The sequence below is a fragment of the Stutzerimonas stutzeri genome, assembly GCF_000590475.1.
GTDB classification, from domain to species: Bacteria; Pseudomonadota; Gammaproteobacteria; order Pseudomonadales; family Pseudomonadaceae; genus Stutzerimonas; species Stutzerimonas stutzeri_D.
Window position 1 is genome coordinate 4004314 of the sequence record NZ_CP007441.1, and the last position, 19489, is coordinate 4023802.

General features: G+C 62.4%; 19 protein-coding genes. 16 read left to right on the forward strand and 3 right to left on the reverse strand.

What is annotated here, in order from left to right; all coding sequences use genetic code 11:
- The first annotated feature begins 20 nt into the window (after nucleotides 1-20).
- The 10 genes from CH92_RS18250 to lnt all read left to right on the forward strand — a co-directional run bounded on the left by CH92_RS18250 (nucleotide 21) and on the right by lnt (nucleotide 9752).
- On the forward strand, nucleotides 21-815 hold the full coding sequence (locus tag CH92_RS18250) for a hydroxymethylpyrimidine/phosphomethylpyrimidine kinase (RefSeq protein ID WP_025243198.1): 795 nt from the start codon (nucleotides 21-23) through the stop codon (nucleotides 813-815).
- Nucleotides 816-829: 14 nt separating this feature from the next.
- On the forward strand, nucleotides 830-1468 hold the full coding sequence (gene thiE, locus CH92_RS18255; protein ID WP_025243199.1) for a thiamine phosphate synthase: 639 nt from the start codon (nucleotides 830-832) through the stop codon (nucleotides 1466-1468).
- Nucleotides 1469-1535: 67 nt separating this feature from the next.
- Nucleotides 1536-2819, forward strand: a complete 1284-nt coding sequence (gene hemL, locus CH92_RS18260; protein WP_025243200.1) for a glutamate-1-semialdehyde 2,1-aminomutase — start codon at nucleotides 1536-1538, stop codon at nucleotides 2817-2819.
- A gap of 5 nt (nucleotides 2820-2824) precedes the next feature.
- On the forward strand, nucleotides 2825-3454 hold the full coding sequence (locus CH92_RS18265) for a hypothetical protein (RefSeq protein WP_025243201.1): 630 nt from the start codon (nucleotides 2825-2827) through the stop codon (nucleotides 3452-3454).
- A gap of 120 nt (nucleotides 3455-3574) precedes the next feature.
- Nucleotides 3575-4117: a tetratricopeptide repeat protein gene (locus CH92_RS18270; RefSeq protein WP_025243202.1), complete on the forward strand. Its 543-nt coding sequence runs from the start codon at nucleotides 3575-3577 to the stop codon at nucleotides 4115-4117.
- Nucleotides 4118-4300: 183 nt separating this feature from the next.
- Nucleotides 4301-5641, forward strand: a complete 1341-nt coding sequence (gene miaB, locus CH92_RS18275; RefSeq protein ID WP_025243203.1) for a tRNA (N6-isopentenyl adenosine(37)-C2)-methylthiotransferase MiaB — start codon at nucleotides 4301-4303, stop codon at nucleotides 5639-5641.
- Between the two features lie 144 nt (nucleotides 5642-5785).
- Nucleotides 5786-6793, forward strand: coding sequence for a PhoH family protein (locus CH92_RS18280; RefSeq protein ID WP_025243204.1), 1008 nt, complete (start codon nucleotides 5786-5788; stop codon nucleotides 6791-6793).
- Nucleotides 6786-7253: an rRNA maturation RNase YbeY gene (ybeY, locus tag CH92_RS18285; protein WP_025243205.1), complete on the forward strand. Its 468-nt coding sequence runs from the start codon at nucleotides 6786-6788 to the stop codon at nucleotides 7251-7253. The genes CH92_RS18280 and ybeY overlap by 8 nt, the downstream gene beginning before the upstream one ends.
- 38 nt (nucleotides 7254-7291) lie before the next feature.
- Complete coding sequence (locus tag CH92_RS18290; RefSeq protein WP_025243206.1) at nucleotides 7292-8140, forward strand: HlyC/CorC family transporter; 849 nt, start codon at nucleotides 7292-7294, stop codon at nucleotides 8138-8140.
- Nucleotides 8141-8237: 97 nt separating this feature from the next.
- The gene (gene lnt, locus CH92_RS18295) at nucleotides 8238-9752 is read left to right on the forward strand and encodes an apolipoprotein N-acyltransferase (protein WP_025243207.1); all 1515 of its coding nucleotides are present in this window, start codon (nucleotides 8238-8240) and stop codon (nucleotides 9750-9752) included.
- Between the two features lie 30 nt (nucleotides 9753-9782).
- Here lnt and CH92_RS18300 read toward each other — a convergent pair whose 3' ends face one another.
- Nucleotides 9783-10556, reverse strand: coding sequence for a YdcF family protein (locus CH92_RS18300; RefSeq protein WP_025243208.1), 774 nt, complete (start codon nucleotides 10554-10556; stop codon nucleotides 9783-9785).
- A gap of 71 nt (nucleotides 10557-10627) precedes the next feature.
- Nucleotides 10628-11086 carry a hypothetical protein gene (locus tag CH92_RS18305; protein WP_200869630.1) on the reverse strand — a complete coding sequence of 153 codons (459 nt, stop codon included), beginning with the start codon at nucleotides 11084-11086 and terminating at the stop codon, nucleotides 10628-10630.
- A gap of 256 nt (nucleotides 11087-11342) precedes the next feature.
- Here CH92_RS18305 and leuS point away from each other — a divergent pair, with 256 nt between their 5' ends.
- The 6 genes from leuS to lipA all read left to right on the forward strand — a co-directional run bounded on the left by leuS (nucleotide 11343) and on the right by lipA (nucleotide 18738).
- Entirely contained in the window at nucleotides 11343-13949 is a 2607-nt protein-coding gene (leuS, locus tag CH92_RS18310; protein WP_025243210.1) for a leucine--tRNA ligase, read from the forward strand.
- A gap of 45 nt (nucleotides 13950-13994) precedes the next feature.
- Entirely contained in the window at nucleotides 13995-14600 is a 606-nt protein-coding gene (gene lptE, locus CH92_RS18315; RefSeq protein ID WP_025243211.1) for an LPS assembly lipoprotein LptE, read from the forward strand.
- Between the two features lie 42 nt (nucleotides 14601-14642).
- A complete protein-coding gene (gene holA, locus CH92_RS18320; RefSeq protein ID WP_025243212.1) occupies nucleotides 14643-15671 on the forward strand; it encodes a DNA polymerase III subunit delta in 1029 nt (342 codons plus the stop codon).
- A 98-nt stretch (nucleotides 15672-15769) separates the two neighbouring features.
- Nucleotides 15770-15928, forward strand: coding sequence for an alternative ribosome rescue factor ArfA (arfA, locus tag CH92_RS18325; protein ID WP_038623555.1), 159 nt, complete (start codon nucleotides 15770-15772; stop codon nucleotides 15926-15928).
- Nucleotides 15929-15988: 60 nt separating this feature from the next.
- Nucleotides 15989-17269 carry a lytic murein transglycosylase gene (locus CH92_RS18330; protein WP_025243213.1) on the forward strand — a complete coding sequence of 427 codons (1281 nt, stop codon included), beginning with the start codon at nucleotides 15989-15991 and terminating at the stop codon, nucleotides 17267-17269.
- Between the two features lie 416 nt (nucleotides 17270-17685).
- Nucleotides 17686-18738: a lipoyl synthase gene (lipA, locus tag CH92_RS18340; protein ID WP_025243215.1), complete on the forward strand. Its 1053-nt coding sequence runs from the start codon at nucleotides 17686-17688 to the stop codon at nucleotides 18736-18738.
- Between the two features lie 90 nt (nucleotides 18739-18828).
- Here lipA and lipB read toward each other — a convergent pair whose 3' ends face one another.
- Complete coding sequence (lipB, locus tag CH92_RS18345) at nucleotides 18829-19485, reverse strand: lipoyl(octanoyl) transferase LipB (RefSeq protein WP_025243216.1); 657 nt, start codon at nucleotides 19483-19485, stop codon at nucleotides 18829-18831.
- Nucleotides 19486-19489 lie beyond the last annotated feature (4 nt).

Consider the following 19489-nt stretch of genomic DNA (forward strand, 5'->3'; position numbering starts at 1 on the left):
CGCATTCGGGGAACTCATCGATGACCGGCCCTTGCTCCCGCCCTGTCGTTCTATGCCTTTCCGGCCACGACCCGAGTGGCGGCGCCGGACTGCAAGCCGACATAGAGGCGCTGATCGCTCAGGGTTGCCACGCCGCCCCGACTGTCACCGCGCTGACCGTGCAGGATACCGTCGACGTCAGCGATTTCCGTGTACTCGATCGCGATTGGGTGCTCGCCCAGGCCTATGCCGTTATCGCCGACCTGCCGATTGCCGCCGTCAAGCTGGGCATGCTCGGTTCGGTAGAAATGGTCGAGACGGTACTGGAAATCATGAAGCAACTGCCCGGCGTACCGCTGGTCTGCGATCCGGTGTTGCGTGCCGGAGGTGGTGGCGCACTGGGCAAAGACGAGGTTGGCTATGCCATGCGCGAGCGCCTGTTTCCGGCTGCTACCCTCGCCACGCCGAACCTGCCTGAAGCGCGGATACTCGCCGAACTGCCCGAGGGCAGCGCCGACCAGTGCGCCGAGAGGCTATTGCCCTATATTCGTCACCTGCTGATCACCGGAGGCCATGGCGACGAAACGGAAGTGCACAATCGCCTGTACTCCCGCGACGGTGGTCGACACGATTTCAGCTGTCAGCGCCTGCCGGGCAGCTACCACGGCTCCGGCTGCACCCTGGCTAGCGCCCTGGCCGGTCGCCTGGCGCTCGGTGAAGTGCTCGCCAGTGCTGTGAAGTCCGCTCTCGATTACACCTGGCGCACGCTGCGAGACGCCGAAGCACCTGGTCGCGGACAGTACATCCCCCGTCGCCTACCGCTGGATCTGGCCTGACTGGAGTGCTGCACATGAAAGACAACCCTTTGCGCGGCCTCTACGCCATTACTGACAGTAAGTTGTTGGCCGACGGGCGCCTGCTGCCCTACGCCGAAGCGGCACTGAAGGGCGGCGCAAGGCTGCTGCAATACCGCGACAAATCTGACGATGACCGGCGCCGTCTGCGCGAGGCCGAGGCCCTGCGCGAACTCTGTGAGCGCCACGCGGCACAATTGATCATTAATGACGACGCAGAACTGGCGGCACGCCTGGGCGTTGGCCTGCACCTGGGCCAGGAAGACGGTTCGCTCTCGGTGGCCCGCGCCTTGCTGGGCCGTAAAGCCATCATCGGGGCGACCTGCCATGCCCGCCTGGATCTGGCTGAACAGGCCATTGCCGAAGGTGCCAGCTATGTCGCCTTTGGCCGATTCTTCGATTCCAACACCAAACCCGGCGCCCCGGCCGCCACCCCGGAGATGCTAGAACAGGCACGTCAACGCTTCACCCTGCCTATCACCGTGATCGGCGGCGTGACCCTGGAAAATGCTCCAGGCCTGATCGCTCGCGGCGCCAGCCTGGTCGCGGTGGTGCATGCGCTGTTCGCGGCCGAGTCGGCCAGCGAGGTCGAGCGTCGCGCACGCGCGTTCAGTGAGTTGTTCGTCGGCGTCTGACCGATGTCATGGCAGGCCCTGCCGCACCCGTCCAAGCTGCATTTTTTGCTTTCCTGAGAGGCCCCTCATGTCCCGTTCCGAAACACTTTTTGCCAGCGCCCAGAATCACATCCCGGGCGGCGTCAACTCCCCGGTGCGCGCATTCCGGAGCGTTGGCGGCACACCGATATTCCTCAAGCACGCCGAAGGCGCCTATGTCACGGACGAAGACGACCGGCGCTATGTGGACTACGTAGGCTCCTGGGGCCCGATGATTCTCGGCCATAGCCATCCCGACGTCCTCGACGCGGTACGCAGTCAACTGGCGCATGGCCTGTCCTATGGCGCGCCGACTGCGATGGAAACCGAAATGGCCGAACGGGTCAGCAGCCTGGTCCCGTCGATGGAAATGATGCGCATGGTCAGCTCGGGGACGGAGGCGACCATGAGCGCCATTCGCCTGGCCCGGGGCTATACCGGCCGCGACAGCATCATCAAGTTCGAGGGTTGCTATCACGGTCATTCCGACAGCCTGCTGGTCAAAGCCGGCTCCGGTGCATTGACTCAAGGCGTGCCCAGTTCCGCGGGCGTGCCGGCAGCGTTCGCCAAACACACGCTGACCCTGCCGTTCAACGATCTGGCCGCGGTCGAGCAGATGCTTGCAGAGGTCGGCAGCGAAGTCGCGTGCATCATTGTCGAGCCGGTCGCCGGCAACATGAATTGTGTCCCGCCAGCGCCCGGTTATCTGCAGGGGCTGCGCGAGCAGTGCGACAAGCACGGCGTGGTGCTGATTTTCGATGAAGTGATGACCGGCTTCCGCGTCGCGCTCGGCGGCGCCCAGGCTCACTATGGCGTGACTCCGGATCTGACCACCTTCGGCAAGATCATCGGTGGCGGCATGCCGGTCGGCTGCTTTGGCGGCAAGCGCGAAATCATGGAACGCATCGCCCCGCTGGGCCCCGTCTATCAGGCCGGCACACTGTCCGGCAACCCGCTGGCGATGGCTGCCGGCCTGACCACGCTGAAGCTGATCAGCCGCCCCGGTTTTCACGCCGAACTCACGTACTACACCACGTCCATGTTGCAGGGCTTGAAAGAGCGCGCAGCGGCGGCTGGGATTCCTTTCGTCACCACCCAGGTCGGCGGCATGTTCGGCCTGTATTTCAGCGACGCGGAAGATATCGTCTCCTTCGAGGACGTGATGGCCAGCGACGCCGAGCGCTTCAAGCAATTCTTCCACCTGATGCTCGAAGGCGGCGTCTACCTCGCACCCAGCGCGTACGAAGCGGGCTTTACCTCCATTGCCCACGGTGACAAGGAGCTTCAGCTGACGCTCGATGCCGCCGAGCGCGCTTTCGCTAGACTGAAGTGAGCCCAATGCCCGAGCTGTTGCAAGCCACGCTGCTGACGTTGGCCGCACTGGCCAGCGCGATTTGGATCGGTACGGCCCGCCGCGGTTATGGCGAGCCGGACCAGCCCGCCCTGTTTTGCGCGCTGCTCGCCTTCAGTCTGGCAGCCGGAAGCGGGGCCTGCGCCGCAGCAAGACTGTCGATCGGCCTCGATACCCTCGAAGCCGAACGTTGGCTGATGCAAGCAACCCTGCTGCTAGGGCTACCGCTGGTCGGAGTGGTGGCGCTGACTCTGAGCCGCAGATGGATCTGGAGCCGGCCGACATGGGGGCGAATAGTGATCGGCCTGTGCGCCTTCTTCGAACTCGCCCGGCAGCTTGGCTGGAGCGCACCTTACGCGCTCACGCTGGGCCTGCTCAGCGCTTTGCTGGTAATTTATGCGGGCTTGCTGCACTGGCCCGCGCGTCTGCAGACCAGTGCTGGCGTGGCCAGCGGGGCTCTGATACTGGCCTTGCAGCCCTGGGGCGGTTTGTCGATCGGGCCCAATCCTCTCGGCCCCTATCAGCAATTTTGGCTCGCATTGGCCTGCCCGATCATTGCCTGGTTATTACTCAATCTGCCGGGTAATTTGCGCGAGGCAAACAGGGCACCCGCATAAAAGCCGAACACGCCTCATCAAAGCCTTTGTAAGCGGACAGCTGCTTATCCATAATGTGAACGTCGGCTCGTTTTCGCCGGTCCTTCAGCCACCGCCCTGCTCTTCGAGGCGCCTTGACCCATGATTCGCACCGGCCGCAGCCTCGCCCTTGGCTGCCTGCTGCTTCTCACGCCCCTGCTCGCCACTGCGGGAGGCAACTCGCTGCTGATTCCGGCAACTTCCCGCTGTGCGCTCAATACCGTCCCGGAAGCGATGCGTGAAGCCCTGCGCGCATGCGAGCAGGCCGCCAGCGAAGGTGATGTACAAGCCGCCTATGAACTCGGTGAGTACCATTACGACGGCCGCCGCACGCCTCGTGACCCGAGCAAAGCGCTGCACTGGTTCGAGCAAGCCTCGCTGAAGGGGCACGCGCTGGCCCAGCATCGACTCGGCGTGATGTTCTTTCGCGGCGAAGGCGTACCGGCGAATAACATTCAGGCCTATGTGGTATTGAAGATGTCCGCAGTCAACGGCGAGGAGGACGCGCTGGATACAGCCGATCGCGTTTCTGCGCAGATGCGCCGCGACGAACTGGAGATCGCTACTCAGGTACTCGGACAGATCTTTCGCGACTACCTGATGGATCTACAAACTGCCGGCGAAAACGCACCGTCAAGGCAGTAACGGTTTTAAGGCTGAACAGTCTCAGCGCTTGCGCGCCCTGCCGATCATTTCAATTCCAGGCCGCTTTCTTCGCCCAGCTTCCCACTCTTCGGCGCTTTTATCGGCTTTACGGCTTTCGCTTTTATCGTCCTCGTCCTGGCCGTATAATCGCCGGTCATTTTTTGCACAACGCCGGCCCGTAACATGACCCGCAAGCTCTATATCGAAACCCATGGCTGCCAGATGAACGAGTACGACAGCTCGCGCATGGTGGATCTGCTGGGCGAGCAGCAACCTCTCGAGATCACCTCGAATCCGGCGGAAGCCGACGTGATCCTGCTCAACACCTGTTCGATTCGTGAAAAAGCGCAGGAGAAGGTGTTCTCGCAGCTGGGTCGCTGGCGTGAATTGAAGCTGGAAAACCCGCAGCTGGTGATCGGTGTTGGCGGCTGCGTGGCGAGCCAGGAAGGCGCGGCGATCCGCGACCGTGCGCCCTACGTGGACGTGGTGTTCGGCCCGCAAACCCTGCACCGTCTGCCGGAAATGATCGACGCGGCACGCACCACGAAGAAGCCACAGGTTGATATCTCCTTTCCGGAGATCGAAAAATTCGACCGCCTGCCCGAGCCCCGTGTAGACGGCCCCACGGCCTTCGTCTCGGTCATGGAAGGCTGCAGCAAATACTGCACTTTCTGCGTCGTGCCCTACACCCGCGGCGAGGAAGTCAGCCGGCCATTCGATGACGTGCTCGCCGAGGTGATCCACCTGGCCGAGAACGGCGTGCGCGAAGTCACTCTGCTCGGTCAGAACGTCAATGGCTACCGCGGCGCCACCCATGACGGGCGAACCGCCGATCTCGCTGAACTGATTCGCGTGGTGGCAGCCGTCGACGGCATCGACCGGATTCGCTACACCACCAGCCATCCGTTAGAGTTTTCCGATGCATTGATTCAGGCCCACGCCGAGGTGCCGGAACTGGTGAAATATCTGCATCTGCCGGTGCAGGCGGGCTCCGATCGCGTATTGGCCGCCATGAAGCGCAACCATACGGCGCTGGAATACAAGTCGCGCATTCGCAAGCTGAAAGCAGCAGTGCCGGACATCCTGATCAGTTCGGACTTCATCGTCGGCTTCCCTGGCGAAACCGAGAAGGACTTCGAACAGACCATGAAACTGATCGAGGATGTCGGCTTCGACTTTTCCTACTCCTTCGTCTACAGCTCGCGGCCCGGCACGCCGGCGGCGGACCTGGTCGACGAGACCCCTGACGGGGTCAAGAAGCAGCGTCTGGCAATCCTGCAACAACGCATCAACCAGCAGGGCTTCGAGAATAGCCGGCGAATGGTCGGTACCCAGCAGCGCATTCTCGTCACCGACTATTCTAAAAAAGACCCTGGCATGCTTCAGGGTCGCACCGAGCACAACCGGATCGTGAATTTCCGCTGCGATAATCCACGGTTGATCGGCCAGTTTGTCGAGGTGCACATTGACGATGCCCTGCCGCACTCATTGCGGGGCACCTTGCTTGAGCAAGTCACAAGCTGAGCAGAACGGCACGACGGCTGTCGCTCGGACGAGCGGCAGCCGCACGCTAACCTCGGATTGCCAGGGCCGGCACGCCGCTGCTTTTTTTGCCGCACGGCGCTATCCTCACTCTATCTTTATGCAGAGCAGGTCAATCAAAAGCCCTTGAACGCCCCCATAGAACCTCATCGTTTTACCCTTGAACCCTTTGAAGCCAACCGCTTCGCCAATCTTTGCGGCCAGTTCGACGAGCATTTGCGCCTGATCGAACAACGCTTGGAATTGGAAATCCGCAACCGTGGCAACCAGTTCGAGCTGATCGGTCCAGCCGATGTCACCCAAGCGGCAGAACACCTGCTGCGCCGCCTGTACCGCGAGACGAAGAGCAACGAGCTCTCGCCAGACATGGTTCACCTGTTCCTGCAGGAATCGGCCATGGAGGAGCTGAACAACTCGTCCACCACGCCGAACATTTCGCTGCGCACCCGTAAAGGCAATATCCGCCCACGCGGCGCCAATCAGCAGCGTTACGTGCAGTCGATCCTCGACAACGACATCAACTTCGGCATTGGCCCGGCCGGTACAGGCAAGACTTATCTGGCCGTCGCCTGCGCCGTCGACGCACTGGAGCGCGAGCAAATCCGACGCATCCTGCTGGTACGCCCGGCCGTGGAGGCCGGGGAAAAGCTCGGCTTCCTGCCCGGCGACCTGGCTCAGAAGATCGACCCCTATCTGCGCCCGCTCTATGACGCCCTTTATGAAATGCTCGGTTTCGAGCACGTGGCGCGGCTGATCGAAAAGCAGGTGATCGAGATTGCACCGTTGGCTTATATGCGCGGGCGGACCCTGAACAACAGCTTCATCATCCTCGACGAGAGCCAGAACACCACGCTGGAACAGATGAAGATGTTCCTTACCCGTATCGGCTTCGGCTCCACGGCCGTGATTACTGGTGACATCACCCAGGTCGATCTGCCGCGCGGTACCAAAAGCGGCCTGGCCCATGTGATCGAGGTACTCAAAGACGTCAATGGCATCAGCTTCATGCACTTCAAGCCCAAGGACGTGGTGCGTCACCCGTTGGTGCAGCGCATCGTCGAGGCTTACGAGGCCTTCGAAGACCGCCAGCCCCAGGCTGGCAAACGCAGCGCTGCGGAAAGTCGCGATGATTGAGCTGGATGTGCAGTGCGCTAGCAACGGCGCGCTGCCTGACGAAGCGGACCTGCGGCGCTGGTGTGAACTGGCACTGCGTCAGCGCACCGCTGATTCCGAGCTGACCATTCGCCTGGTGGACGAACCCGAGGGCCGCGAGCTGAACCGCACCTGGCGGCAGAAGGACTACGCCACCAATGTGCTGTCCTTCCCGGCGGACGTACCGGACGGACCGGGCGGCGTTCCGCTGCTGGATATCCCGCTGCTGGGCGACCTGGTGATCTGCGTACCGGTGGTCGAACGCGAGGCGGCCGAACAAGGCAAGGCGCTGCCGGCCCATTGGGCGCATCTGGTCATTCACGGCTGCCTGCACCTGCTCGGTTACGATCACCTCGAAGACGACGAAGCCGAAGAAATGGAAAACCTCGAGCGTCAACTGATGGCGGAACTGGGGCACTCCGACCCCTACGCCACCGAATAGCCCGAACGGGCAACTGCAAGGACCATTGAGTCAAAAACATGAGCGAAGACCGATCGAGCAACGGGCAAAAGTCCTGGTTTGGGAAAATCACCCAGGCTTTTGCCCATGAGCCGAAAAATCGTGAGGAGCTGCTGGAAGTACTGCGCGGCGCCCACCAGAACAAATTGCTGGACAACGAAGCCCTGGCGATCGTCGAAGGCGCCATTCAGGTGGCGGATCTGCAAGTCCGCGACATCATGGTGCCGCGCTCGCAGGTGATGAGCATCAGGGCCGACCAGTCACCGAAAGAGTTCCTGCCGGCCATCATTTCCGCCGCACACTCGCGTTACCCGGTGGTCGGCGACAGTCTCGACGAGGTCATCGGGGTGCTGCTGGCCAAGGATCTGCTGCCGCTGATCCTGCAGGGCGACCAGCAGCCTTTCGATATCAAGGACCTGCTGCGTCCGGCCACCTTCGTTCCCGAATCCAAGCGCCTCAATGTGCTGCTGCGCGAGTTCCGCGCGAACCACAGCCACATGGCGATCGTCATCGACGAATACGGCGGCGTTGCCGGGCTGGTGACGATCGAAGACGTGCTCGAGCAGATCGTCGGCGATATCGAGGACGAACATGACATCGAGGAAGACAGCTATATCCGCCCGTTGCCCAGCGGCGACTTCTTGGTCAAGGCACTGACGCCGATCGACAGCTTCAACGAGTTCTTCGACAGCGAATTCCCCGACGAAGAATTCGATACGGTGGCCGGCCTGGTGATGAGCACCTTCGGCCATCTACCCAAGCGCAACGAGGTTACCGAGATCGACGGGTTCCGCTTCCGTGTACTGAACGCCGACAGCCGCCGCGTGCATATGCTGCGCCTGACTCGTACTGAGCCGGAAAGCCGCTAGGCTCCCTGCCGGCGCAGCGAAACCTTCGGTAGACTCGTCCGCTCCGTATTCCCGCCGCCGGCCTCCCGTACTGGCGGCGGTCTTTCAAGGAAACCCCATGCGCTGGATTACCCGCCCCGGCTGGCCGGGCAACCTGCTGACGCTTGCCGCTGGCGCCCTGACCACCCTGTCGCTTGCACCCTTCGATATCTGGCCGCTAGCCCTGCTGTCGATCGGGCTGATCTATCTCGGCCTGCGTGAGCTGACCCCGAAACAGGCCGCCGGTCGCGGCTGGTGCTACGGATTCGGCCTGTTTGCCTCGGGTGTCAGCTGGGTTTACGTCAGCATTCATGACTTCGGCGCGGCGCCGCCGATCCTTGCGGGCGCATTGACCCTGGGATTCACCGCCGGCCTAGCCCTGTTCTTCGCCTTGCTCGGCTGGCTGTGGTCGCGCTGGCTGAAGCCAACTGGCGGCGCGCCATTTCGCGCTGCGCTGGTGTTCGCCGCACTGTGGCTCGCGCTGGACGCGCTGCGCGGCTGGGTCCTGACCGGATTCCCCTGGCTTTATGCCGGCTACAGCCAGCTCGAGGGTCCGTTGGCCGGGCTCGCGCCCATTGGCGGCGTCTGGCTGCTCAGCTTCGCCATCGTGCTGAGCGCCGCCCTCCTGGTGGAACTGCCTCGCCTGCGCTCCCACAAGGGTGCGCTGATTGGCTCGCTGTCAATTCTGGTGGTGCTATGGGGCGGCGCGCTGGGCGTCGGCCAGCATGCCTGGACGACCGTCAAGGCCGAGCCGATCACGGTCGCCGCGATGCAGGGCAACGTCGCCCAGAGCATCAAATGGGACCCGAAGAAGCTCGAAATGCAACTGCTGCTCTACCGCGACATGACCTTCCGTAGCCGCCCGGTCGACCTTGTCGTCTGGCCGGAAACCGCGGTACCGATCCTCAAGGAGCAAGCCGAAGGCTATCTGAACATGATGAGCCGCTTCGCCAATGACCGACAGTCAGCCTTGATCACCGGGGTGCCGGTACGCCAGCCCAACGCCGAAGGCGAACTGCGCTACTACAACGGCTTGACCAGTGTTGGCGATGCGAAGGGCACTTACCTTAAGCAGAAGCTGGTGCCCTTCGGCGAATATGTGCCCCTGCAGGACCTGCTGCGCGGGCTAATCGAGTTCTTCGATCTGCCGATGTCGGACTTTGCCCGTGGTACGCCTGAGCAACCCTTGCTACAGGCGAAGGGTTATCGAATCGCGCCCTTCATTTGCTACGAGGTGGTTTATCCGGAATTCGCCGCCAGCCTTGCGGCACAGAGCGACATCCTGCTGACGGTCAGCAACGACGCCTGGTTCGGTCATTCCATCGGACCGCTGCAGCACCTGCAGATGGCACAAATGCGTGCACTGGAAGCCGGGCGCTGGATGATTCGCGCGACCAATAACGGCGTCACCGTGCTGATCGACCCGCAGGGGCGCATCACCGAGCAGGTGCCGGCGTTCGAAGAAACAGTCCTCTACGGGGAAGTCACGCCCATGCAGGGGCTGACGCCGTACCTGCAATGGCGCTCGTGGCCGCTGATTGCGGTCTGTGTGGTGCTACTCGGCTGGGGCGTGATTCGCAGGCGGCATGCCTGACCGCGATTCCCGCCGAGCGACGGTACCTGGTCACTCGGCCTTGTCAGCGTAAAGCAGTGGATATACCAACATTCCCACCGCCTCGTTGAGCAGCAACCCGTTCTGCCAGACGGCTTTCGCTTCCGGCAGCCAGCCGCCAAAGGGCCGGCCGTTGGGTACCCCGACGAAGCCCATGGGCGCGGCAATCACCTGCAAGCCGTTCTGCTCGAAACACCAGCGCGACCTTGGCATGTGCGACGCCGATGTCACCAGGACGATCTGCTCGACCCCGGCGGCCTTGAGCAACTCAGCGCTGTACCGTGCGTTCTCCCAGGTGGTACGGCTGCGCTCTTCGAGCCAGCGCGTCGGGGTGGAGAAATCACGCTTCAATACCTCGGCTGCCAGCAAGGCTTCGCTCGGCGGCTGGCCATAGTGCAATCCGCCGCTGGCCAGGATCGGAAGGCCCGATGCCTTGGCCAACCGCGAGGCGTAACGCAGCCGCTCGAGGGCGATATGGCTGGGTTGATCGGCCTCCCACCCCGGGTCGGCCTGCTCTCGGCCGGCGCCAAGCACCACAATCGCCTGCGCTCGCTGCTCGAGGCCGCTCCACTGCGATCGATCCAGCGCGACTTCGCTTTCGATCATGCGCGCTGCCCACTCCACCGTGACCGGCAGGCTCATCAGCCACAGCCCTCCAAATCCCAGTACGAAACAGAGCGCGGCCAGCCGCGGCGCTCGACGCCTAAGCCACCAGGCGGCGAGCAACAGCAATAAAAGGCCGCCCGGCGGCAGCAGCAGTTGCTTGAAGAAATAGCGAATCGGCATGGGCAGCTCCGGTAGATCGGTCGCTGCACTTTACCTGTCAGGGCGTCCGCTTGTCGGCAGCAAGGACGCCGTCAATGCTTTGGGTAGGTATGCAATCGCTGCCTCGCACGGAGCAGTTGAGAGCCACAGGCCGAACAGGCGACCGGCCCCGCCCCTTCCGGCCAACTTACACTGGCGCCGCAGAGCGCGCAGTTCATCGCCTGCTGCAGCGACAACGGCGCCTGCTTACTCCGTTTGCCCGGATGAGGATGATGGCGTAGCACATTGCGCAGTGCCGGGCGCGTCGCCTGGCGCACCAACTGCGCCTGTTCCTCGGCAGCTGCGTGCCAGCCCGACAGCCATTGTGAATCCTGCTGCAGGTAGGCGCGGATCAGATCGAACTCCGCCGGCGTCAGTCCGGCGACTTCCAGCTCGGTCGTCGTGCCGGAATCATTACCCGCGGTTCGCTCCGCCTCTTCCAGCGCTACCGTCAGCCGTTGCAACACCCGTCCGTAAAGGTTGCCCTCATCTACTTGGCGCTCTTTACCCATGATTCACCTCTTCGTTCGTCCCGCCCCCTGTACAAGCGTAGCTCAGACTCGAACGACAACGATGCCCGCGACCAACGGGGCCGTGTAGCGCCGGCAAATCAGGTTTCCCTCGGTCACGGGGGGTCATGTATGCTACGGCGCTTCCATGCTTTCGCATTCAGCCCGTTGCGCCGCCGTCTTCGCCAGGTCTTACCCGGCATTTCCGCAGCCCGTCGCCGCTTCGCGAACAGCCAGCCCCTATTCAACGCCAGTAGCCATGCACGAACAGTATCAGCCCCGCGAAATCGAAGCCGCCGCGCAGTCCCATTGGGACGCGCAGAAATCCTTTGAAGTGAGCGAACAGCCAGGCAAGGACACCTTCTATTGCCTGTCGATGTTCCCCTACCCCAGCGGCAAGCTGCATATGGGCCACGTGCGCAACTACACCATCGGTGACGTGATCGCCCGCTACCAGCGCATGCAGGGCAAGAATGTGCTGCAGCCCATGGGCTGGGACGCGTTTGGCATGCCGGCTGAGAACGCGGCGATGAAGAACAAGGTCGCGCCGGCCAAGTGGACCTACGAAAATATCGACTACATGCGCACCCAGCTGAAAAGCCTGGGCCTGGCGGTCGATTGGACGCGCGAAGTTACCACCTGCAAGCCCGACTACTACCGTTGGGAGCAGTGGCTGTTCACCCGCCTGTACGAAAAGGGTGTGATCTACCGCAAGAACGGCACCGTCAATTGGGATCCGGTCGACCAGACCGTGCTGGCAAACGAGCAGGTCATCGACGGCCGCGGCTGGCGTTCCGGCGCGTTGATTGAGAAGCGCGAAATCCCGATGTACTACTTCAAGATCACCGCCTATGCGGATGAGCTGCTGGAGAGCCTGGACGAACTGGACGGCTGGCCCGAGCAGGTCAAGACCATGCAGCGCAACTGGATCGGCAAGTCGCGCGGCATGGAGATCAGCTTCCCCTACGACGTCGCCAGCATCGGCAGCGAAGGGGTAATGAAGGTCTTCACCACCCGTCCCGATACGCTGATGGGTGCCACCTATGTTGCCGTCGCCGCCGAACATCCCCTGGCGACCCTCGCGGCACTGGGTAATCCGGAGCTGCAGGCGTTTATCGACGAATGCAAGCGTGGCGGCGTCGCTGAAGCCGATATCGCCACCCAAGAGAAGAAAGGCCTCGCCACATCCCTGCGCGTGCAACACCCACTGACCGGCGAGTTGCTGCCGGTATGGGTCGCCAACTATGTATTAATGAATTACGGCGAAGGCGCGGTCATGGCAGTGCCGGCCCATGATGAGCGCGACTTCGCCTTTGCCACCAAATACGACCTGCCAATCAAGCCGGTGGTCCGCACCAGTGCCGGTGACGAGACGCCCACCCCATGGAACGATGCCTACGGCGAACATGGCGAGCTGATCAACTCCGGCGAATTCGACGGCCTGGACTTCGACGGCGCCTTTGATGCCATGGAAGCCGCATTGCAGCGCAGAGGCCTCGGCCAAGCCCGCACCCAGTTCCGCCTGCGCGACTGGGGCATCAGCCGCCAGCGTTACTGGGGCTGCCCGATCCCAATCATCCATTGTCAGAGCTGCGGCGACGTGCCGGTCCCAGAAGACCAGTTGCCAGTAGTCCTGCCCGAGGACGTGGTGCCGGACGGCGCCGGCTCGCCGCTGGCGCGCATGCCAGAATTTTACGATTGCAGCTGCCCGAAATGCGGTGCCGCAGCCAAGCGCGAAACCGACACCATGGACACCTTCGTCGAGTCGTCCTGGTACTTCGCCCGCTATGCATCGCCGCACTATGACCAGGGCATGGTCGATCCTGCAGCAGCCAACCACTGGCTGCCGGTGGATCAGTACATCGGCGGCATCGAGCACGCGATCTTGCACCTGCTCTACGCGCGGTTCTTCCACAAGCTGATGCGCGACGAAGGGCTGGTCAGCTCCAACGAGCCGTTCAAGAACCTGCTGACTCAAGGCATGGTGATTGCGGACACCTACTATCGCACCCTGGAAAACGGCGGCAAGGACTGGTTCAACCCGGCCGACGTCATCGTCGAGCGCGATGCCAAGGCCAAGGTCATCGGTGCCAAACTTGCCAGTGACGGCCTGCCGGTGGAAATCGGCGGCACCGAGAAGATGTCCAAGTCGAAGAACAATGGCGTCGATCCGCAGGCGATGATCGACACCTATGGCGCCGACACCTGCCGCCTGTTCATGATGTTTGCCTCGCCACCAGACATGAGCCTGGAGTGGTCCGACACCGGCGTCGAGGGCGCGAGCCGCTTCCTGCGCCGCGTCTGGCGTCTGGCGCATGCGCATGTCAGCGCTGGCGGCTTCGCCCCGCTGGACATTTCCAGCTTGAGTGATGAGCAGAAAGCCGTACGCCGCGCCATCCACCTGGCCATCAAGCAGGCCAGCCAGGATGTTGGTCAGCACCACAAATTCAACACGGCCATCGCCCAGGTGATGACCCTGATGAACGTGCTGGAAAAGGCCGCAGCCGAAAGCGAGCAGGATCGCGCTTTGCTGCAGGAAGGTCTGGAAACCGTCGCCCTGCTGCTGGCGCCGATCACCCCGCATATCTGCCATGAACTCTGGCAGCAATTGGGTAACAGCGGTTCGATCATCGATGCACAGTGGCCGAAGGTCGATGAATCTGCGCTGGTGCAGGACAGCCTGACGCTGGTCGTACAGGTCAACGGCAAGCTGCGCGGGCAGATCGAAGTGCCGGCTAGCGCCTCGCGCGAGGCCGTCGAAGCCAGTGCTCGCGCCAACGAGAACGTGGTGCGCTTCACCGAAGGCCTGACCATCCGCAAGGTCATCGTGGTGCCGGGCAAACTGGTCAATATCGTCGCTAATTGAATTCGCCCTGGCGCGGTGCGCCACGGCTGGCAAGGGGATAACAAGATGATCAAACGCAATCTCGCGGTGGCCGGCCTGGCCCTGCTCCTGAGCGCCTGCGGTTTCCAGCTGCGCGGAACCGGCGACACCAGTTTCGCCCTTGATGAGCTCAACCTTGAGGCCCGCGACAGCTATGGCGAGACTGCGATGCAGCTCGAAGAGCTACTCAAGGACAACGGCGTACGCGTCTCTCCGAGCGCGCGCTACACCCTGGATCTGGTAAGCGAGCAGACCCGCCAGCGCACCGCCAGCTATACGACTGCGGCGCGCAGTGCCGAATACGAACTGTCCAGTGTGCTCGATTACGAATTCCGCGGGCCGCAGAACACCGTTCTGATGCAGGACAGCGTCGAAGTGCAGAAAGTCTATGTACACGACAGCAGCAACCTCATCGGTTCCGATCAGGAAGCCGGCCAGCTTCGCCAGGAAATGCGCCGCGAACTGCTGCAACAGCTGAGCATGCGTATCCGCAGCATCACGCCGGCAGAGCTTGACCGACTTCAACAGACTGCCGAAGCCAAGAAGCGCGCAGAAGCCGAGGCCATCGAAGCGCAGATGCGCGAACAGAGCCAGCGGCCAATGCAGTCTCCAATCGAACTTCCAATCCAGTGATGAAAAGGTAGCCACCACTGGTGGCTACCGCCTCCCAAACGCATGAAGCTCCCCCCCGCCCAACTCGCCAAGCATCTGCAAGGATCGCTAGCACCCGTCTACGTGGTGAGTGGCGATGAGCATCTGCTTTGCCAGGAAGCCTGCGATGCCATCCGCGGCGCCTGCCGCCAGCAGGATTTCACCGAGCGTCAGGTGCTCAACGTGGAGACCGGCTTCGACTGGGGGCAACTCATCGAAGCCGGCGCCAGCCTTTCGCTGTTTGCCGAGCGACGCCTGCTGGAGCTGCGCATCCCCAACGGCAAGCCTGGCGACAAGGGCGCCGCCGCACTGATCGAGTATCTCGCACGTCCCGCCGAGGACACCGTGCTGCTGATCAGCCTGCCAAAGCTCGACGGCAGTGCGCAAAAAACCAAGTGGGCCAAGGCGCTGATCGATGGCAAGCAGGTCCAGTTCCTGCAGATCTGGCCCGTGGACGCACAGCAGTTGCCGCAATGGATTCGCCAGCGCCTGTCGCAGGCCGGACTTGCCGCCGAGCAGGACGCCGTGGAGCTGATTGCTGCGCGTGTCGAGGGCAACCTCCTGGCGGCCGCACAGGAGATCGAAAAGCTCAAGCTCCTCGCCGTAGATGGTCAGGTGACGGCCGAGACCGTGCAGGCGGCCGTCGCCGACAGCGCTCGCTATGATGTTTTCGGCCTGATCGATGCAGCGCTGCTGGGCCAGCCCGAGCACATCCTGCAAATGCTCGCAGGCCTGCGTGGCGAGGGTGTCGAAGCGCCCGTTATTCTCTGGGCCGTGGCTCGCGAGGTTCGCCAATTGGCCAATATTGCCCAGCAGTACAGCCAGGGCGTACCACTCGATCGCGCCTTCAGCCAGGCCCGCCCTCCAGTGTGGGACAAGCGCAAGCCGTTGGTCAGCAAGGCCCTGCAACGCCACGATGCGGCGGGCTGGCAACGCCTGCTGATGGACTCTCAGCGCATCGACGAGCAGATCAAAGGCCAATCCGAAGGTGATCCCTGGATCGGCCTGACGGATCTCTGTCTTCAGCTGAGCGGACGACGGATCGGGCTGTAGCGCTTATCGCAGTCGCTGTGCTGCCATAGCTCCTGGACATATTTCGTACAACCCTTATGATCCCCCGGCTCGATCATGGGCAATCAGGAGGGTAGATGATGAGCAAACAACGAAAACGGCCAAACAAGGCTAAATCAGTGGTGGCGCAACCCTTGTTTCGCAGCCGCCAGGAGCAACCGAAAAAAGGCAAAGGCAGCTACCGCCGCGAAGCCTCCCAGTCGACAAACTGGGAGGCTTCGGTCCTTCTGGCGGCTTGAAAAGCCAAGCAAATCAAAGCGTGTTAATGTCACGTGCCGTTGACCTGCCGAGAGTGGCGCATGCTTTACACCTTCGTTCCCATATTGCTGCTGCGTACCCTGATTGCCGGATCAGCCCTGAGCATCATGGTCGCTTGCGCCGCCGAGCCCGTCACGCCGGGCCAGCCTTTGCCGGCCAGCTCTGGGCGCACCTCGAGCGAGTGGTCCGAAATCGCACCATCGCCGCAAAGCTTCACGCAATGGCGCGACACATTTCGCAGTGAAGCCCTTCAGGCGGGGATCTCCGCCCAAGTGTTCGACCGCGCCTTCGCAGGGGTAACGCCTGATCCGAGCGTTATCATCGCCGATCGCAGTCAGCCCGAATTCACTCGACCGGTCTGGCAGTACCTGAACGGCGCCCTTTCCCGACAGCGGGTCGATGGCGGTAAACAACTGCTGAACCAACACGAAGCGACGCTGGACGACATAGAGAAGCACTACGGCGTCGACCGCAATACCCTGGTGGCGATTTGGGGGCTGGAAAGCAGCTTCGGGAAGATCGTAGGTGACAAGGGCGTTATCCGCTCGCTGGCCACACTCGCGCACGAAGGGCGACGACCCGGCTTCGCAAAAAGCCAGCTGCTGGCAGCCCTGGAGATCCTTGACCACGGCGATGTCACCGCTGATCAACTTCGCGGCTCCTGGGCGGGCGCCATGGGGCAGACGCAGTTCATTCCGACCACCTATAACACCCACGCGGTGGATTTCGACGGGGATGGCCGCCGAGATATCTGGAACAGCTCGGCCGATGCACTGGCCTCAGCCGCCCATTATCTGCAGGCCTCCGGTTGGAAGGCTGGGCAGCCCTGGGGCTTCGAAGTCAGGCTACCGGACGGATTCGACTATGCCCTGGCCGACAGTAACATCCGCAAGCCATTGGACGAGTGGCGCCGCCTAGGTCTGAGCGAATTGCCGGCAGGCATGGATGAGACGAGCGCAACCCTGTTGCTTCCTGCGGGTTATCGCGGCCCCGCGTTCCTGGTGCTGGATAATTTCCGGGCTATCTTGCGCTACAACAACTCGTCATCCTATGCGCTGGCGATCGGCCTGCTGTCCGAGCGCTTCGCCGGTGCTGGCAAGGTGCGCGCAAGCTGGCCGCAGGATGAACAACCCCTTAGCCGTTCCGAGCGTCTTGAGCTGCAGGAGCGCCTGTCGAATCAAGGCTTCGACCCAGGCACTGCAGACGGCATCATCGGCGCCAACACCCGCAATGCCATTCGTAGTTTCCAGCAACAGTTGGGTTGGCCTGCCGATGGTCATCCGACGCAAGAATTGCTGGGACGGCTGCGGGCAGAGCCTTAACGAGCATGCATGGTCGAACCGTTCGGCCATGCTCTGCCCCAAGCCGTCGATCTCCGCAGGCAGGGCACGCAGCTTCGTCGGGCCATCCCTGATAGGCATTGCTTCCTTCTGATAGTGCATGTGAAGTACCGGCCGGTAAGTGAGCTGGGCATGAATGCGGCTTACACATCGACCAGCCCCACGGCCGCAGGATGCTGACAACAATACCTCGCAGGATGCGCGGCGCTCACTGTAATGCCGGCCCTGCAGCATCTCGCCAGCCAGTTGCAAGTTGAACCCCCGCGCCCGCTCGGCGGCTGGCCGCCAGCCTGGGCCGCACGGCAGTAGACGGACTGAACGGTCAGTGCCTGTGATAAACTGCGCGGCGGCCAAAAGCCGCCTCGTCCACGGAGTCTCTAGCGGAGCCCAGATTGCCGATGTCCGATATCTCCCAACCCAAAACTGTTGCTAGCGGCGATAAATTCCGCACCACCCAGGGCATCACCGCGATCAAGGACGGGCAGAAACGCCGCGCCTCAAGCGAACCCCAAGTGTTCGAACCCAAGCCCAAGTGGCTGCGGGTCAAGGCACCCAGCGGCAGCCGCTTCGAAGCGGTCAAGCGCAATGTCGGCGAACACCGCCTGAGCACCGTATGCCAGGAATCCCACTGCCCAAACATCGGCGAATGCTGGTCCAACGGCACTGCCACCATCATGCTGATGGGCTCGGTATGCACCCGCGCGTGCCGCTTCTGCGCGGTGGATACCGGCAATCCCAACGGCTGGCTGGATAAAGAGGAGCCACAAAACACCGCTAAATCAGTGGAGCTGATGGCGCTGCGCTATATCGTACTGACCTCGGTGGACCGAGACGACCTGGACGACGGGGGGGCCGCACACTACGCCGCCTGTGTGCGCGCCATCAAGGAGCGCACTCCGCAGGTGGTGGTAGAGGCCCTGACCCCGGACTTCGACGGCGATCTGCAAGCCATCGAACGCGTAGCGGACTCCGGCCTGGAAGTCTTCGCGCAGAACGTCGAGACGGTCAAGCGCCTCACCCGTGAAGTACGCGACCCCCGCGCAGGCTACGAGAAAACCCTGCGCGTGCTGGAACATGCCAAGCGCCATCGCCCGGAAATGCTGACCAAGACCAGCCTGATGCTGGGCTTGGGCGAAAGCGACGAGGAAATACTGCAGACCATGGACGACCTGCGCGCTATCGGCGTGGACATTCTCACCCTCGGCCAGTACCTGCAGCCAACCCGCAATCACCTGCCGGTCAAGCGCTGGGTCAGCCCGGAGGAATTCAACCGTTTCCGCGATATCGGTCTAGAAAAGGGCTTTATGGAAGTCGCCGCCGGCCCGCTGGTGCGCTCCAGCTACCGAGCTGACCGGGTCTTCGAGAAGAACAACCTGGGCCTGGCCGTGCCGGTACCGGTACCGGGTCAGCCGTTCGACAGCAGTCTGATTCCGACTCTTAATCTGAACTGAGCGGCCAAACAATGCCTGCCCTATACTTCGCCTAGGGCAGGCGTTTTTTTCATATCCGCCGTGGGCCCGATGGATAAGCAAACGCCCGGCTTAGCAGTCTATCGCGCCCGTCAGAGCCTGCTGCTGCGCATAGCCGAGGTGCTTGACCAGCTGTTCACGCAGACGGGCACTGACCTCGGAAAATGCTATCGGCCCAGCGACCAGATCGGCCAGCTGGGTCATGGTCATGCCGGCGTATCCGCAGGGGTTGATACGGCCGAAGGGTTCCAGATCCATATCCACGTTCAGTGCCAAGCCATGAAATGAGCGACCGTTGCGGATGCGCAGGCCGAGCGATGCGATCTTCGCGCCGTTAACGTAGACGCCAGGCGCGTCAGGCTTGGCGAAGGCCTGCACATCGTAGCTCGCAAGCAGATCGATCAGGCTCAGTTCGATACGGCTGACCAGCTCGCGGACACCGATGCCCAGTCGCCGGACATCCAGCATCAGATAACACACCAGTTGCCCTGGGCCATGGTAGGTCACCTGACCACCACGATCGGCCTGGACCACTGGAATATCACCGGGCAGCAACAGGTGCTCGGCCTTGCCGGCCTGCCCCTGCGTGAACACTGGTGGATGCTGCAGCATCCAGATTTCATCATCAGTGACCGGCAGACGCCCGTTGGTGAAGCGTTGCATGGCCTGCCAGGCCGTCTGATATTCAACCAGCCCCAGCTCGCGAACGCCGAGCATCGTTGCACTCATCACT

What these genes read in the sequence shown, in the direction of transcription:
- CH92_RS18270 (WP_025243202.1), top strand. Translation starts at nt 3,575, where the DNA reads ATGATTCGCACCGGCCGCAGCCTCGCCCTTGGCTGCCTGCTGCTTCTC.
- CH92_RS18265 (WP_025243201.1), top strand. Translation starts at nt 2,825, where the DNA reads ATGCCCGAGCTGTTGCAAGCCACGCTGCTGACGTTGGCCGCACTGGCC.
- ybeY (WP_025243205.1), top strand. Translation starts at nt 6,786, where the DNA reads ATGATTGAGCTGGATGTGCAGTGCGCTAGCAACGGCGCGCTGCCTGAC.
- arfA (WP_038623555.1), top strand. Translation starts at nt 15,770, where the DNA reads ATGAGCAAACAACGAAAACGGCCAAACAAGGCTAAATCAGTGGTGGCG.
- lipB (WP_025243216.1), bottom strand. Translation starts at nt 19,485, where the DNA reads ATGAGTGCAACGATGCTCGGCGTTCGCGAGCTGGGGCTGGTTGAATAT.
- holA (WP_025243212.1), top strand. Translation starts at nt 14,643, where the DNA reads ATGAAGCTCCCCCCCGCCCAACTCGCCAAGCATCTGCAAGGATCGCTA.
- CH92_RS18305 (WP_200869630.1), bottom strand. Translation starts at nt 11,086, where the DNA reads ATGGGTAAAGAGCGCCAAGTAGATGAGGGCAACCTTTACGGACGGGTG.
- CH92_RS18250 (WP_025243198.1), top strand. Translation starts at nt 21, where the DNA reads ATGACCGGCCCTTGCTCCCGCCCTGTCGTTCTATGCCTTTCCGGCCAC.
- lptE (WP_025243211.1), top strand. Translation starts at nt 13,995, where the DNA reads ATGATCAAACGCAATCTCGCGGTGGCCGGCCTGGCCCTGCTCCTGAGC.
- hemL (WP_025243200.1), top strand. Translation starts at nt 1,536, where the DNA reads ATGTCCCGTTCCGAAACACTTTTTGCCAGCGCCCAGAATCACATCCCG.
- thiE (WP_025243199.1), top strand. Translation starts at nt 830, where the DNA reads ATGAAAGACAACCCTTTGCGCGGCCTCTACGCCATTACTGACAGTAAG.
- lipA (WP_025243215.1), top strand. Translation starts at nt 17,686, where the DNA reads ATGTCCGATATCTCCCAACCCAAAACTGTTGCTAGCGGCGATAAATTC.
- miaB (WP_025243203.1), top strand. Translation starts at nt 4,301, where the DNA reads ATGACCCGCAAGCTCTATATCGAAACCCATGGCTGCCAGATGAACGAG.
- CH92_RS18290 (WP_025243206.1), top strand. Translation starts at nt 7,292, where the DNA reads ATGAGCGAAGACCGATCGAGCAACGGGCAAAAGTCCTGGTTTGGGAAA.
- lnt (WP_025243207.1), top strand. Translation starts at nt 8,238, where the DNA reads ATGCGCTGGATTACCCGCCCCGGCTGGCCGGGCAACCTGCTGACGCTT.
- CH92_RS18300 (WP_025243208.1), bottom strand. Translation starts at nt 10,556, where the DNA reads ATGCCGATTCGCTATTTCTTCAAGCAACTGCTGCTGCCGCCGGGCGGC.
- leuS (WP_025243210.1), top strand. Translation starts at nt 11,343, where the DNA reads ATGCACGAACAGTATCAGCCCCGCGAAATCGAAGCCGCCGCGCAGTCC.
- CH92_RS18330 (WP_025243213.1), top strand. Translation starts at nt 15,989, where the DNA reads ATGCTTTACACCTTCGTTCCCATATTGCTGCTGCGTACCCTGATTGCC.